Source organism: Haloterrigena sp. KLK7, assembly GCF_037914945.1.
Lineage (GTDB): Archaea > Halobacteriota > Halobacteria > Halobacteriales > Natrialbaceae > Haloterrigena > Haloterrigena salinisoli.
Map to the genome: position 1 here is coordinate 3201853 of NZ_CP149787.1, position 13475 is coordinate 3215327.

General features: G+C 68.3%; 16 protein-coding genes. 10 read left to right on the forward strand and 6 right to left on the reverse strand.

Translation table 11 applies throughout. From position 1 onward, the window contains the following. Positions 1 to 107: 107 nt before the first annotated feature. Positions 108 to 2360, reverse strand: a complete 2253-nt coding sequence (locus WD430_RS15845; protein WP_339103389.1) for an NADP-dependent malic enzyme — start codon at positions 2358 to 2360, stop codon at positions 108 to 110. 218 nt (positions 2361 to 2578) lie between these two features. Between WD430_RS15845 and WD430_RS15850 the strand changes: the two genes are divergently transcribed. After that, a complete protein-coding gene (locus WD430_RS15850) occupies positions 2579 to 3076 on the forward strand; it encodes a Mov34/MPN/PAD-1 family protein (protein ID WP_339103390.1) in 498 nt (165 codons plus the stop codon). 111 nt (positions 3077 to 3187) lie between these two features. Next, positions 3188 to 3619, forward strand: coding sequence for an adenylyltransferase/cytidyltransferase family protein (locus WD430_RS15855; RefSeq protein ID WP_339103391.1), 432 nt, complete (start codon positions 3188 to 3190; stop codon positions 3617 to 3619). Positions 3620 to 3640: 21 nt separating this feature from the next. Here the strand turns inward: WD430_RS15855 and WD430_RS15860 are convergent, their stop codons facing one another. Beyond that, entirely contained in the window at positions 3641 to 3796 is a 156-nt protein-coding gene (locus tag WD430_RS15860) for a hypothetical protein (RefSeq protein WP_339103392.1), read from the reverse strand. A gap of 299 nt (positions 3797 to 4095) precedes the next feature. Between WD430_RS15860 and ilvD the strand changes: the two genes are divergently transcribed. The 3 genes from ilvD (at position 4096) to WD430_RS15875 (ending at position 6706) form a co-directional block, all read left to right on the forward strand. Beyond that, positions 4096 to 5832 (forward strand): dihydroxy-acid dehydratase, encoded by a 1737-nt coding sequence (gene ilvD / locus WD430_RS15865; RefSeq protein ID WP_339103393.1) that lies wholly within the window; start codon positions 4096 to 4098, stop codon positions 5830 to 5832. A gap of 254 nt (positions 5833 to 6086) precedes the next feature. Next, positions 6087 to 6494 (forward strand): hypothetical protein, encoded by a 408-nt coding sequence (locus tag WD430_RS15870; RefSeq protein ID WP_339103394.1) that lies wholly within the window; start codon positions 6087 to 6089, stop codon positions 6492 to 6494. A gap of 5 nt (positions 6495 to 6499) precedes the next feature. Next, positions 6500 to 6706: a helix-turn-helix transcriptional regulator gene (locus WD430_RS15875; RefSeq protein WP_339103395.1), complete on the forward strand. Its 207-nt coding sequence runs from the start codon at positions 6500 to 6502 to the stop codon at positions 6704 to 6706. Positions 6707 to 6748: 42 nt separating this feature from the next. Here the strand turns inward: WD430_RS15875 and WD430_RS15880 are convergent, their stop codons facing one another. The 3 genes from WD430_RS15880 to WD430_RS15890 all read right to left on the reverse strand — a co-directional run bounded on the left by WD430_RS15880 (position 6749) and on the right by WD430_RS15890 (position 9031). Continuing rightward, complete coding sequence (locus tag WD430_RS15880) at positions 6749 to 7375, reverse strand: molybdenum cofactor guanylyltransferase (protein ID WP_339103396.1); 627 nt, start codon at positions 7373 to 7375, stop codon at positions 6749 to 6751. Between the two features lie 86 nt (positions 7376 to 7461). Next, positions 7462 to 8268 (reverse strand): selenium cofactor biosynthesis protein YqeC, encoded by an 807-nt coding sequence (gene yqeC, locus WD430_RS15885; RefSeq protein WP_339103397.1) that lies wholly within the window; start codon positions 8266 to 8268, stop codon positions 7462 to 7464. Between the two features lie 58 nt (positions 8269 to 8326). Then, complete coding sequence (locus WD430_RS15890; RefSeq protein WP_339103398.1) at positions 8327 to 9031, reverse strand: glycosyltransferase; 705 nt, start codon at positions 9029 to 9031, stop codon at positions 8327 to 8329. 96 nt (positions 9032 to 9127) lie between these two features. Here WD430_RS15890 and WD430_RS15895 point away from each other — a divergent pair, with 96 nt between their 5' ends. The 5 genes from WD430_RS15895 to WD430_RS15915 all read left to right on the forward strand — a co-directional run bounded on the left by WD430_RS15895 (position 9128) and on the right by WD430_RS15915 (position 12972). Next, the gene (locus WD430_RS15895) at positions 9128 to 10111 is read left to right on the forward strand and encodes a beta-ribofuranosylaminobenzene 5'-phosphate synthase family protein (RefSeq protein ID WP_339103399.1); all 984 of its coding nucleotides are present in this window, start codon (positions 9128 to 9130) and stop codon (positions 10109 to 10111) included. A 192-nt stretch (positions 10112 to 10303) separates the two neighbouring features. Then, the gene (locus WD430_RS15900; RefSeq protein WP_339103400.1) at positions 10304 to 11140 is read left to right on the forward strand and encodes an HTR-like protein; all 837 of its coding nucleotides are present in this window, start codon (positions 10304 to 10306) and stop codon (positions 11138 to 11140) included. An 80-nt stretch (positions 11141 to 11220) separates the two neighbouring features. After that, positions 11221 to 12138, forward strand: coding sequence for a hypothetical protein (locus WD430_RS15905; RefSeq protein ID WP_339103401.1), 918 nt, complete (start codon positions 11221 to 11223; stop codon positions 12136 to 12138). Next, the gene (locus WD430_RS15910; RefSeq protein ID WP_339103402.1) at positions 12135 to 12587 is read left to right on the forward strand and encodes a hypothetical protein; all 453 of its coding nucleotides are present in this window, start codon (positions 12135 to 12137) and stop codon (positions 12585 to 12587) included. Before WD430_RS15905 ends, WD430_RS15910 begins: the two co-directional genes overlap by 4 nt. Positions 12588 to 12642: 55 nt before the next feature. Beyond that, positions 12643 to 12972, forward strand: coding sequence for a transcription factor S (locus tag WD430_RS15915; protein ID WP_339103403.1), 330 nt, complete (start codon positions 12643 to 12645; stop codon positions 12970 to 12972). 20 nt (positions 12973 to 12992) lie between these two features. On the opposite strand, the gene WD430_RS15920 is transcribed toward WD430_RS15915, so the two are convergent. Then, positions 12993 to 13394, reverse strand: coding sequence for a DUF5518 domain-containing protein (locus tag WD430_RS15920; protein ID WP_339103404.1), 402 nt, complete (start codon positions 13392 to 13394; stop codon positions 12993 to 12995). Positions 13395 to 13475: the final 81 nt, after the last annotated feature.

Here is a 13475-nt window from a genome sequence, read left to right on the forward strand (position 1 = left end):
TACTCGCCGATCCGGAACGAGTTACTACCAGCAGATAATGGCACAGTTCCGATATTTGTCGGTGCCTATGGGATCGCGTTCAGCGTCGGCAAGTCGGGCCGATCCCGCTACTCGCCCTGTGCGTCGACCGTCGCGACGGCCGCGAGGTTCACGATGTCGCTGACCTCGTCGTCGCGCTGGAGGACGTGGACCGGACGATCCATCCCGACCAGCATCGGACCGATCGCCTCGGCGCCGCCCAGCCGCTGGAGCAGCTTGTAGCAGACGTTGCCCGCCTCGAGGTTGGGGAGGACGAGCACGTTCGCGGGCTCGTCGAGCTCGGCGAACTCGTAGTTGTCCTCGAGTAACTCCTCGACGACGGCGGTGTCGGCCTGCATCTCGCCGTCGACCGGGAAGTCGACGTCGGGGTCCTCGCGGAGTCGCTGCGCCGCCCGTCGGGGCTTTCGTGTCCCCTCGTTGTCGACGCTGCCGAAGTCCGAGTACGACAGGAGGGCGGCGCGGGGCTCGACGTTGAACCGCCTCGCGAGGTCGGCCGTGTGGCGCGTGATCTCGGCCAGCACGTCCTCGTCGGGGTCCTGGTTGACCGTCGCGTCGGCGAGGAAGACGACCCGATTTTTGAACGTCAGCATGTAGACGCCCGCCGCGTAGTCGGTGTCGGGCGCCGTGCCGACCACCTGCAGCGGCGGCCGCAGCGCGGACGGATAGTGGTTCGTGAGCCCGGTGAGCATCGCGTCGGCGTCGCCCTGATCGACCATCACCGACGCGAAGTAGTCGCTGTCCCGAATCCGCTCTCGCGCCTCGGTTCTCGTCACGCCCTTGCGCCGGCGGCGCTCGTAGAGCGCCTCGGCGTACTCCTCGTAGTCGCCGGTTTCCGGATCGACCACCTCGGGGTCGAACTCGAGCCCGAGATCGGCGACGGTAGCCCTGATCTCCTCGGCGTCGCCGATCAGCACCGGTCGCGCGAGGTCGCGGTCCTCGAGCTGGGCCGCCGCCCGGACGATCTTCTCGTTTTCCCCCTCGGCCAGCGCGAGCCGCTTCGGGTCGTTCTTGGCCTTGTTGAACACGGTCCGCATCATCTCGCGGGACTTGCCCAGCCGCGCCTCGAGGTCCTCGACGTAGGTATCGAGATCGAGGGCGGTGCGAGCGGCGCCGCTCTCGACCGCGGCGCGGGCGACCGCTGGCGCGACCTCGAAGAGCACGCGCGGATCGAGGGGCTTCGGAATGATGTACTCGGGGCCGAACTGCAGCGGCTGGTCGCCGTAGGCCTTGCGGACGGCGTCGGGAACGTCCGTCCGCGCGAGGTCGGCGATGGCCTCCGCGGCGGCGACCTTCATCTCCTCGTTGATCTCGCTGGCCCGAACGTCGAGCGCGCCGCGGAAGATGAAGGGGAATCCGAGGACGTTGTTGACCTGGTTCGGGTAGTCCGAGCGCCCGGTCGCCATGATGACCGTATCGTCTCGGGCGTTCTTCGCGGTCTCGTAGTCGATCTCCGGATCGGGGTTGGCCATCGCGAAGATGATCGGATTCGAGGCCATGGACCGCACCATCTCCGCGTCGACGATGCCGCCGACGGAGAGGCCGACGAAGACGTCCGCGTCCACCATCGCGTCGGCGACGCCGCCCTCGGGAACGTCGCGAGCGAACTCGCGGCTGTAGGGGTCGAGATCACCGGCTTCGGCCCGCTCGGTCGTCAGGATGCCGTCGATGTCGACCATCGTGATGTTCTCTTTCCGGACGCCCAGCGAGACGAAGAACCGGGCCGTCGCGAGGGCCGCCGCGCCCGCGCCCGCGAACGTGACCGAGAGCTCGGAGAGGTCCTTGTCGGCGATGTCGACGGCGTTGAGCAGGGCGGCGCCGGAGATGATCGCGGTACCGTGCTGGTCGTCGTGGAAGACCGGAACGTCCATCCGGTCGCGCAGGCGCTCCTCGATCTCGAAGCAGGCGGGCGCCGCGATGTCCTCGATGTTGACGCCGCCGAACGTCGGCTCCATCGCCGCGACCGACTCGACGAAGGCGTCGACGTCGTCGTGATCGAGTTCGATGTCGAAGACGTCGATGTCGGCGAAGCGCTTGAACAGGACGCCCTTCCCCTCCATGACGGGTTTCGAGGCCTGCGCGCCGATGTCGCCTAAGCCGAGGACGGCGGAGCCGTTCGAGACGACGCCCACGAGGTTACCCTTCGACGTGTACTGGTAGGCGTCGTCCTCGTCGTCGGCGATCTCGCGACACGGCGCGGCGACGCCGGGCGAGTACGCCAGCGAGAGGTCCCGCTGGGTGCTCGTCGACTTCGTCGTGCGGATCTCGATCTTGCCGGGCGGCTCTTCGCGGTGGTACTCGAGCGAATCGTCGTCTAGTGACATAAATGAGAATATGGATAGCCGCCGGAAAAACAGTACGCTAGTAGAGATAGGAAATATATACACACCTAGTTGATGTCCAATATACATCATTAACGACCGGGATAGACCGGTGGGAGGCACCGCAGTCGTCGACCTGACTCCGCCGCAGGTTCGTCGCGTCGACCGTCGCCGAGACGACCATCGGAACGTTTAGCAACCGCAAGCACGCAGGTCGTGTCATGGGGCTGTTCGACGCGCTGTTTCGCTCGAGTTCGATCCTCGGCATCGCCGAGGAGACCCTCGAGTTCGCCCTCGAGTCCTCCGAGGCCGCCCATCCCGACGAGTACATGGGATTTCTCCGGGGAACCGAGGCGGATCGACTGGGGCTGGACCGGGACGGACTCGTCATCACGGACATTCTCGTGATTCCCGGCACGGAGTCGAACAGCGTCAGCGCGACCGTCAAGACGAACCAGATCCCGAACGACGTGAAGGCGCTCGGCAGCGTCCACTCCCACCCGAACGGCGTGATCAGGCCGAGCGACGCGGATCTGGAGACGTTCGGTCGGGGCAGCGTCCACGTTATTATCGGCGCCCCGTATCGGCGCTCGGACTGGCGGGCGTTCGATTCGCAGGGCGAGCCGACCCAACTGAACGTGATCGACGTGGAACTGCCCGAGACCGAGGACTTCTTCGATTTCACGCAGGCGGATATCGACGACGAACTCCGACGATAGCATGATGCTCGAGACGACCACTGGCCCGACCCGCGGATCGACGGCGAAATCGACGCGACGAGCCGACAGACCGACAGACGAGGGAACTGCGGCGGGGATTCGGGGGACGACATGACGCGAACGGTCATCGCGCAGGGGACCTTCGACATCCTTCACCCCGGCCACGTCCACTACGTAGAGGAGGCCGCGGCGATGGGCGACGAACTGATCGTCATCGTCGCCCGCAAGGCCAACGTCGACCACAAGGCGAAGCCGATCTGTCCCGCGACCCAGCGCCGGGACGTCGTCGCCGCCCTCGAGGCCGTCGACGACGCGATCGTTGGCCACGAGGCGGACATCTTCGCGCCTATCGAAGAGATCGATCCCGACGTGATCGCGCTGGGTCACGACCAGCACCACGACGACGACGCGATCGAGGCCGAACTCGAGCGCCGCGGGATCGAGTGTACGGTCGAGCGTGCGAGCGCCCGCGAACCGGACAGCGAGGACGAACTCCTCTCGACGCGGCTGATCATCGACCGGATCCTCGAGCGCCGCGGTTGACGCCGGACGCGGGCCGCACCGTCAGTTCTCCAGGATAACCGGCGGGGGGAGCCGCATCGAATCGATCGTGTGGCCCGTCTCGACGAAGTGTTCGATGGCTCGCTCCGAGACCTCCGACTCGGTCGTGCCATCGGCGGTGCTGGCCTGCCACCCGCATTCCAGACAGTACTTATACATTCGTGGCTCTGTCAGTCACTCTGTGACACTGGCGGGAAAGACTCGTGCAGGAAATCGAAGGGCACGAGCGTGTGCAGGGCCGGGAACACCGATGCCGGGGTTCGGAGTGTTGTACTCGAGCGAGTGAATACGCTTCGACTGACAGTCGTTTCGACGACTACGTTCAGTGTCGATATCGGTCGCTTCGTTTGACGGAGGGATCGGTCACCGACGGTCGCCCGAAGGTGTTCGCTGCGCGCTTGATAGGGTTCGATACCGGTATCCGAGGACTTTAAGCGCCGAGGTAGCAATTCCCGGGTATGAGCCAACAGCCCGAGCAGCGGTCGCCCGCGGAGGGCAAACCCGACGATCTGCCGAGCAACGAGGTCACGGAGGGGGTCGAGCGAGCCCCTCACCGTGCGATGTTCCGCGCGATGGGGTACGACGACGAGGACTTCGACTCGCCGATGATCGGCGTCGCGAACCCGGCCGCGGACATCACGCCCTGTAACGTCCACCTGGACGACGTGGCCCAGTCGGCCTACGACGCCGTCGACGAGGCCGACGGGATGCCCATCGAGTTCGGTACCATCACCATCTCCGACGCCATCTCGATGGGGACCGAGGGGATGAAGGCCTCCCTCATCTCGCGGGAAGTCATCGCCGACTCCGTCGAACTGGTCGCCTTCGGCGAGCGCATGGACGGGCTGGTCACCATCGGCGGCTGCGACAAGAACATGCCCGGGATGATGATGGCCGCCATCCGAACGGATCTCCCCAGCGTCTTCCTCTACGGCGGTTCGATCATGCCCGGCGAGCACGGGGGTCGGGAGATCACGATCCAGAACGTCTTCGAGGGCGTCGGCGCCGTGGCGGACGGCGACATGTCCGAGGAGGAACTCGACGAGATGGAGCGCAACGCCTGTCCCGGCGCGGGCTCCTGTGGCGGCATGTTCACCGCCAACACCATGGCCTCGATCTCCGAGACGATCGGCTTCGCGCCGCTGGGCTCCTCGTCGCCGCCCGCCGAGGACGAGGACCGGTACGAGGTCGCCCGCGAGAGCGGCGAACTCGCCGTCGAGGCCGTCGAGGAACAGCGTAAGCCCTCGGACTTCCTCACCAAGGAATCGTTCGAGAACGCCATCGCGCTGCAGGTCGCCGTCGGCGGTTCGACCAACGCCGTGCTCCACCTGCTGGCGATGGCCGCCGAGGCCGGCATCGACCTCGACATCGAGGAGTTCAACGAGATCAGCGCGCGCACGCCCAAGATCGCCGACCTCCAGCCCGGCGGCGAGCGCGTGATGAACGACCTCCACGAGGTCGGCGGCGTCCCCGTCGTCCTCCGGGAACTGCTCGAGGCGGACCTGCTCCACGGCGACGCGCTGACGGTCACCGGCGAGACGATCGCCGAAGGGCTCGGGCGAATCGACCCGCCGGCGGTCGAGGACCTCGACGCCGACTTCCTCAACACCGTCGACGAGCCGATCCACGAGCGCGGTGCCATCCGCATCCTGACGGGCAACCTCGCGCCCGAGGGAGCGGTCATCAAGATCACCGGCGAGGACCACCTCCACCACGAGGGTCCCGTCCGGATCTTCGAGGAGGAGGAGAACGCGATGGCGTACGTCCAGGAGGGCCGGGTCGAGACCGGCGACGTCATCGGCATCCGCAACGAGGGCCCCCAGGGCGGCCCCGGCATGCGCGAGATGCTCGGCGTCACGAGCGCCGTGGCGGGACAGGGCCACGCCGAGGACGTCGCGCTGTTCACTGACGGCCGCTTCTCCGGGGCGACACGCGGGTTCTCCATCGGCCACGTCGCGCCGGAGGCCGCCGTCGGCGGCCCGATCGCCGCCCTCGAGGACGGCGACACGATCACCATCGACATCGACGATCACGAGCTCTCCGTGGACCTCTCCGACGAGGAACTCGAGGCGCGACTCGAGGAGCACGACCTGCCCGAACCCAACTACACGACGGGCGTGCTGGCGAAGTACGGGCAGATGTTCGGGTCTGCGGAGAACGGTGCCGTGACGAACCCCGGCGCGAAGCAGGACTGAAGGCGCGCGACGCCGGCTCGAGGTCGGCGTTTCGATCGGTACGCGTGACGGACGGATTTGTTTCGGTACTCGACCGTCGCTAGCAGCTCGTTTTTCGCCAGATTGGAACGTATCGCTACCTGAACATGAACTCGACCGATAGCAGCGGGACGGTCAGGAGTTCGCGAAAGTGGCCCGGAGTCGGATCCGGTGTCGTTTACTCGCTCCGAAAAGGAGTATAGTTATTACATTTTGTCGTACAAGCTTTACGTAGAATGGCTGACCTGAAACGGTACGCGGCGTTCGCGATCGGGCTGCTCGGAATCTGCGGTGCGCTCTTCGGAACCCTCGGCGGACCGGGAACGACCGGCGAACCGAACGCGGCGCTCGCCCTTGGCAGCGGCGTCGTCGGCGCGGTCTCGCTCGGCTGGCATCAACACGCGAAGGACGGACTCGAAAACGACGAGCGGTACATGGCCATCAACTACCGCGCCGGCTACGTCGCCTTCTGGGCGGTGTTCTGGTTCCTGTTCGTCTTCGCGCTGGCCGGGATCGGAGAGGGCGAAAACGGCGGCGTGAACTACGGACTCCCGATCGAGGCCCACGCGATCGTGATGACGGCCTTCGCGCTCGGGCTCGCCGCACTGATGATCTCGAAGACATGGTATAAACGGCAGTTCTGAGGCCCATGGAAAATAATCTCAAGGTCTGGCGAGCGAAGGCCGACGTCACGCAGGCCGAACTCGCGGACGAGGTGGACGTCTCCCGACAGACGATCAACGCCATCGAGCGCGGTCGCTACGACCCGAGCCTCGAGTTGGCGTTCGAACTGGCCCGCTACTTCGACTGCCGGATCGAGGACATCTTCACGTACGACCCGGAAGACGGGGACTGATCGGCGGCTCGGATCGACAATCGAGCCCGACGGTCGCGGCCGTCACTCCCCGAGTCGCCGTTCCGCCTCTGCGAGCGCTTCCTGTGTGTCGATACCCTCGAACGTCCGGTCGGAGACGCCCTCGAGGACGTCCTCGCCGACTTCCGCGACGTCGATTCGCTCGAGCGCGGCGACGATCCGTTTGTCTTCGGAGTCGAGCGTCTCTTCGCAGGCGCGGGCCATCGCGTCGGCCCGGTAGACGGCCTGCGTCGTCTGGTACCAGCCGTCCTCGAGGCGGACGACGGCGCCGTCGCGACCGCGGGCGCGCTCGTGAAGCGTCTCGAGCAGCGCGGGATCGACGAACGGCATGTCGCAGGCGACGACGGCCGCGTACTCGCGGTCGACCGCCTCGAGGCCGACCTGAATACCCGCGAGCGGCCCCCTGTCCGGGACGGGATCGGTCGCGTACCGGGGCTCGAGGTCGCTGCCCGCGAGCGCGGCGCGGATCGCCTCGAGCTGGTCGTCCCGGCAGTTGATCACGAGGTCGTCGGTCACGGTCGCGAGTCGGTCGCCGACCCGGCGGATCATCGGCGTCCCCGCGAGGTCGGCGACGGCCTTGTCCGACTCGCCGAAGCGCGTGGAGTAGCCGCCGGCGAGGACGACGCCGCCGAGCGAGCGTTCGCTGGTCACGGGCGGCGATAGGACCAGCTATCCCATAAACTACGCCCCCATTCATCGGCATCTGGGGACTCGAGGGCGGGACGGGATCGACGGCGTCACTCGAGGACGTCGACCAGCGGCTCGTCGGCGATCATGCTCGTCAGGACGACCCGCGGGATGCGGCCGTGAGCGGCCGCCTCGACGTCCGCGCTCCGCTCGAGGATCCGCGTCGCGACCTCGCGGGCGACCGCACGATCGTCGGCGTCGTCGACCATGTTGAGCACCGGGACGTACGTCGCGTCCGGCGGCACGTCCTTCAGCCCGCCGTCGGGGCTGGTGAGGACCGCCGCGACGTCGTCCGGCCGAATCGGGTCGCCGAGATCGCGTCCGGTAACGGCCGCGACGCGCTCCGGCCGGTGGACGGCCTCGTCGTCGAGGGGTCGGCCGACCGCGTCGACGCTGGCGATCGCGAGCACCGTCTCCGCGGCCGCGGGCAGTTGGGGCTCGCGCTCGTTCGGCGCCTTCAGCAGCCGCGTTCGCGCCCCGTCGGCCTTGACGAGGACGTGATCGACGCTCGAGGCCGCCGCGATTCGATCGACGATATCGGGTTCGTACCCCAGATAGCGGTCCTCGCGCTCCTGGGCCGGGACCAGTCCGAGCGGCCACTCGAGACCGTCCGCGGCGCCGTCGACCTCGCCGCCGTCGGCCCGCTCGAGCAGGTCGACTGGGTCCTGCGTGACTCGCACCGCGGCGACCTGCCGGTCGAAGATCGGAATGCGGACGGTCGCCGTCACGACCGCTCGCTCGAGTCGGCCCGCGAGCTCGTACAGCGTCGATTTCTTGCCGCCGGCGCCGACGACGCAGGTGACCGCGGCGTTCGCCTCGAGCGCGTCCACGAGATCGAGATCCGGGTCGTCGTCCATACCCGCCGGTACGACGACCGACGAGAAAGAGCCGGCGGTCGGTCGACGGGTTCGGTGGCTACGAGAAGTGCTCTCGCGTCGGCGACCGGCCCGGCAGCGCGTACTCGAGGTAGCCCACGAGGTACGCCAGCAGGAGCGGGAGATACCCCTCCCGTTCGTGGCGCCGGACCGACGTCCGAACGGGACAGTCGGGGTCGTAGGCGACCCGACCCGCCTCACGCAACCGCAGGGAGAGATCTGTGTCCTCGAGAAACGGGAGCGACTCGTCGAAGCCGTCGACCGCCTCGAACGCCGACCGGCGAACGCTGCAGTTCGGTCCCGGCTGCTGGACGAAGCCGACGGACCAGCTGATCCGGTACCACCAGTCCGAGAGGAGGCGAAAGCGGACGCGGTGGGAGAGTCCGTCCGCGAGCGGCCGGAGCGGACCGCCGACGCCGACGACCGCCGGCGTCGCGTAGTGGCGCCAGTGGCGTCGTACCCACGTCGACGGGACGATCGTGTCGGCGTCGGTAAACAGTAGGACGTCGCCCGTCGCGACCGCTGCGCCCCGGTTGCGCGCCGCGCCGGGGCCGTCGCGGCGGTCGTCGGTGAGCACGCGGTCGACCACCCCGTGTTCGCGAGCGATCCGCAGCGTCGCCGCTCCGCTCGCGACGACGATCACCTCGAGTCGCCCGTCGAACGACTGGCGTCCCAGCGAGGCGAGCGTGCGCTCGAGTCGGGCCGCCTCCTCGCGGGCGGGGACGACGACCGACGCGGTTGCCATGGGGGAACTGTCCCCGCGACCGAGATAACGCCTGCGACGACAGTCGTTGCCAGCGTCGAAACGGCCTTCCCGGGGGCCTCCCTACGGCCGGGCACGATGACCGCGACCGTCAGCGCGGGAGCCAGGCTCCACGTCGGCTTCCAGAACCTCTCGCTCGCTCGCAGACGACTCTACGGCGGGATCGGCGTCGGGCTCGAGGAGCCGCGCGTGACGGTCACCGCCGAACCCGCCGACGGCGTCGAGGGCGACGATCCGCTGGGGCGGGAGTACGCCGCCCGCGCCGTCGACGCCCTCGACGTCCCGGGGGTCGCGGTCACGATCGAGGAACGGCTGCCCCGCCACGTCGGCCTCGGCAGCGGGACCCAGCTGGCGCTCTCGGTCCTCGCCGCGACGGCGCGGGCACACGGTCTCGAGCCCCGCATCCGAGACCTCGCGCCGGCGATGGGCCGGGGCGGGCGCAGCGGTGTCGGCGTCGCAACCTTCGAAGAGGGAGGGTTCGTCGTCGACGCCGGCCATCCGACCAACCGCTTCACCACCGAGCCGCCGGCGGAGGGCGACTGGACGGTCCCCCCGGTGGTCGCCCGCCACGACCTCCCCGCGGACTGGCGATTCCTCGTCGCCGTCCCCGACGCGGATCCCGGCCGCAGCGGCGACGACGAGGACGCGAGCATGCGCGCCGTCGTCGAGCGCGCCGACCCCGCCGTCGCCGACGAGATCGCCGGCGTCGTCACCCGCAAACTGCTGCCCGCCGCCGCGGAGGGCCGTCTCGAGGCCTTCGGCGAGGCGATCGCCGAGATCGGCCGGAAGAACGGCGCCTGGTACGCCGACGCGCAGGGCGGGGTCTTCCGTCCGCCCGCGGGAACGCTCGTCGAGACGCTCGAGGACTGCCCGGTGCTGTCGGGCATCGGCCAGTCGTCGTGGGGCCCCGTCGTTTACGGCGTGACCGACCGCAGCCACGCCGCCGAGGCCGAGTCGGCGGCTCGAGACGCCCTCGCGGACAACGGCCTCGAGGGCCGGGTGTTGCTGGCCGAACCGGCGACGGACGGGGCTCGAGTGCGGGCTGGAGGGAAAGAGCAATAGAGAAAGTAACGTACCCGCGAGCGAAGCCGAAAGCTGCGCGAGCGGGCCGACGACTGACCCGAAGCGAGAGAAACGAGCGAGGGGAAGGAGAAGGCTTTTGATCGACCTTTTGTCGAGGGTGCGCCGCAGGCGCACCCGCGGCGTAAAAGGGTGGCCGCAATGGGTAAGCGGGTCCGTTCCAACGGAGTGGGTATGAAACGGCTGCCGCTCGGAATCCCGAGACTCGACCGGATGATCGGCGGGGGCGCGCCCGCCGGCAGCGTCGTGTTGCTCGCGGGCGAGGCGGGGGCCGGCGCGCGGGAGTTCTCCTACACGAGCGCAGTGATGAACGGCCTCGCCGACGCGGCGCCCGACGAGTTCGACCGCTACTACGGCGACCTCGAGTCGGGGGCCGAACTCCCCGACGCGGTCCACTACGTCTCGTTTACCGACGAGCGGGCGGCGATCGTCGACGAGATGGGGCTGGTCATGGACGACGGACTCGTCGACGCGGGGACGGACGGCGTCTCCGTCGTCGAACTCGCGGAGTCGTACTTCCAGTTGACGCCGGTGCCGACGGACTGGTACGCCGAGCGCGCGACCGATATCACCGGCCTCGGTGATCGAACCGGTCGCAGCGACGTCCTCGAGGCGCTGGGCGAGTACCTGACCGAGCACGCCGCGGGGAGTCTCGTCGTGATCGACTCCGTGACCGACCTCGTCGCGACGGCCGACGACCGGCTGGCGTGGTCGGACCTGACGGTCCTGTTGAAGGGACTCAAACGCGCCGCCCACCGCTGGGGCGGCGTCATCCTGCTGCTTGTCAACGCGGAGGCCCTCGAGCCGACGGAGCTGGGGCGCCTGAAGGAGGCCACCGACGGGACCCTGCTGTTCGAGTGGGAGAGCGGCGGCTCCGAGCGCGCCCGCACCCTCGTCGTCGAACAGTTCCGCGGCGTCCTCTCGCGACTCGAGGACGAAGACATCGTCCGGTTCGAGACGGCGATCAACGACAGCGGATTCGATATCAGTAACGTCCGCAAGATCCGTTGAGAGACGATCTCCGGCGCGTATCGAGCAGTGAGTCCGAACCAACCATTAAGCCCGTCTCGTCCGAACGACGAGTCGAACGTATGTCGAGCGAAGACGACGGCGGAATCTCGTTCGCGTTGCCCGGCGAGGTCGACGACTGGCTCGCCCGGGAGGCCGGCCGGCGCGACGAGAGCCGCGACGACGTCTGCCGGCGCCTGGTCACGGCGGCCCACGCCGTCGCGACCGACGACGAGATCGAGCCGAGCGACCTCGACGATCTCACGGCCGTTCGGGCCCGGCTCGACGCCCAGCGCGAGGAGTTCAGGGAGTTGCTCGAGGACGTCCGGAATCGCGTCGTCCAGGTCAAACGCGAGACCGACGCGAAGGCGCCCGCCGACCACGACCACGCCGAACACGTCGGCGAGGACGCGCTCGCGGCCGTCCGCGAGGACCTCGAGGCCCTCGACGCGACCGTCGACGACGGCTTCGAGAACTTCGAGACCGTTCTCGAGACCCTCCTCGGCGAGACGGCGGCGCTCGACGATCGAACGACCGCGCTCGCGAACGCTGTGGTGGACCTCCGCGAACACCGGAACGCCGCCGCCGAACGGGAGCGGCGTCGAGCGGCGGTCGACCGACTCAAACTCGCGGCCAATCGACTGGGGATCCGCACCGCCGTCTGCGACGCCTGCGACGCCGCGGTCGACCTCGCGCTGTTGACCGAACCGGCGTGTCCCCACTGCTCGACGGCGGTCACGGACGTCGTCGAGACGGACTCGTTCTTCGGCTCCCCCACGCTCGAGACGGGCGAGCCGCCGGCCCTCGAGGGACGGGTCGACGACCCGGTTTCGGCGACGTCCGAGGACGTCTTCGATGCAGTCGAGGCGGACGCGACGGAGACGAATGCGACGGCGGCGGACCGCGCCGAGCGAGACGACGGGAACGAGCGGAACGAACAGTCCAGCGACTCGAGCGCGGCGTCGGTTCTCGAGTTCGATTCGGCGGAGCCGGCCCGATGACCGATGACGAGGGGCTCGAGTCGGACACCGCGGGCGGTTCGGAGCCGTCGGCGTCCGATCCCGATAGCGTCGACCGCACGGGTCCCCTCGGCGACCTCGCCGCGTCGGTCGCCGACCGCGGAGACGTTCCCAGAGGCGGCACCGAGACCTCGAGCCCCGAGGTCGACGAACTGTTCGACCGCGAGGACGTCGCGGATATCGACCGCGACCGACTCTGGCAGCGCCTCGAGGACGACGAGACGGCGGTGCCTCCTCGCGACGAGGAGCGTGAACTCCGCGAGATCGAGGTAGACGGCTACTGTCACCAGTGCGAACACTTCGCGTCGCCGCCGACCGTCGCGTGTACCCGCGAGGGAACCGACATCCTCGAGATGCCCTCGCTGGGTCGGTTCCGGGTCGCCGACTGTCCGGTGGTCCTGGAGGACGAGGCGCTCGAGAAGCGGGAGTGACCGGGCGCGGGCCCTGAGAGGTGCACTTTTCCTGCTCGATCCGCTACACCCGGCTATGCAGTTCTGCGACGATTGCGGTTCGATGATGAAAGCCCAGGGCGATCGCATGGTCTGTACGAACGAGGACTGCGGCGCCTCGAGCGAGCGCGACCGCGAGCAGGAAGACGCGTTCGTCACCACCGAGTCCCAGACCGACGACGACGTGATCGAGTCCGACGAGAACGCCAACTTCGAGGGGAAGCCGAAGGCGACGGACGTGATCTGCGACGAGTGCGAGAATCAGGAGGCGTGGTACACGCTCAAACAGACCGCCTCGGCCGACGAACCGCCGACGCGCTTCTTCAAGTGCACCGAGTGCGGCCACCGCTGGCGCGGCTACAACTGAGGCGCCGATCGCTCACGCGCTCACAGTTCGTTTCCGAGCGCGAGTCCGATCACCGCGCCGACGATACTCAGTCCGACGGTGTACAGCGCGCTGGCCAACAGGAGGAAAACGGCCAGCACGCCGAGCGAGCCGGAGCCGGCGAATCCCAGGAAAACGAGGGCGACCAGTCCGAACAACAGGAACGGGACGAGCATGACGAGCCCCGCGAGCGTGCCGACGCGCAGGCTCTCGTCCGTCCCGCCGCCCTCGAGATAGCCGGCGACGGCCCCGCCGAGAAGCGTCGATCCCGGAAGGAACGACAGCACGATCCCGACGCCGCCGCCGATCAGGGCGTTGACGACCGCGTTCGAGTCCGACCTCGAGTTCGAATCCGTCCCGTAGGTGTCGATCGGCGGCGGCGTGTCGGTCGCGTCGGAGTCCATACCGACGGATACTGTCGCCGAATCAAAAAGTGTTCGACGCCGACACGGTCGATCGGCGTCGACGTCAACGCACGGCGGCGG

Bases quoted from the DNA above. Each gene is read 5' to 3' on its own strand.
- WD430_RS15845 (WP_339103389.1), bottom strand. From the start codon at position 2,360: ATGTCACTAGACGACGATTCGCTCGAGTACCACCGCGAAGAGCCGCCC.
- WD430_RS15850 (WP_339103390.1), top strand. From the start codon at position 2,579: ATGGGGCTGTTCGACGCGCTGTTTCGCTCGAGTTCGATCCTCGGCATC.
- WD430_RS15855 (WP_339103391.1), top strand. From the start codon at position 3,188: ATGACGCGAACGGTCATCGCGCAGGGGACCTTCGACATCCTTCACCCC.
- WD430_RS15860 (WP_339103392.1), bottom strand. From the start codon at position 3,796: ATGTATAAGTACTGTCTGGAATGCGGGTGGCAGGCCAGCACCGCCGAT.
- ilvD (WP_339103393.1), top strand. From the start codon at position 4,096: ATGAGCCAACAGCCCGAGCAGCGGTCGCCCGCGGAGGGCAAACCCGAC.
- WD430_RS15870 (WP_339103394.1), top strand. From the start codon at position 6,087: ATGGCTGACCTGAAACGGTACGCGGCGTTCGCGATCGGGCTGCTCGGA.
- WD430_RS15875 (WP_339103395.1), top strand. From the start codon at position 6,500: ATGGAAAATAATCTCAAGGTCTGGCGAGCGAAGGCCGACGTCACGCAG.
- yqeC (WP_339103397.1), bottom strand. From the start codon at position 8,268: ATGGACGACGACCCGGATCTCGATCTCGTGGACGCGCTCGAGGCGAAC.
- WD430_RS15890 (WP_339103398.1), bottom strand. From the start codon at position 9,031: ATGGCAACCGCGTCGGTCGTCGTCCCCGCCCGCGAGGAGGCGGCCCGA.
- WD430_RS15895 (WP_339103399.1), top strand. From the start codon at position 9,128: ATGACCGCGACCGTCAGCGCGGGAGCCAGGCTCCACGTCGGCTTCCAG.
- WD430_RS15900 (WP_339103400.1), top strand. From the start codon at position 10,304: ATGAAACGGCTGCCGCTCGGAATCCCGAGACTCGACCGGATGATCGGC.
- WD430_RS15905 (WP_339103401.1), top strand. From the start codon at position 11,221: ATGTCGAGCGAAGACGACGGCGGAATCTCGTTCGCGTTGCCCGGCGAG.
- WD430_RS15910 (WP_339103402.1), top strand. From the start codon at position 12,135: ATGACCGATGACGAGGGGCTCGAGTCGGACACCGCGGGCGGTTCGGAG.
- WD430_RS15915 (WP_339103403.1), top strand. From the start codon at position 12,643: ATGCAGTTCTGCGACGATTGCGGTTCGATGATGAAAGCCCAGGGCGAT.
- WD430_RS15920 (WP_339103404.1), bottom strand. From the start codon at position 13,394: ATGGACTCCGACGCGACCGACACGCCGCCGCCGATCGACACCTACGGG.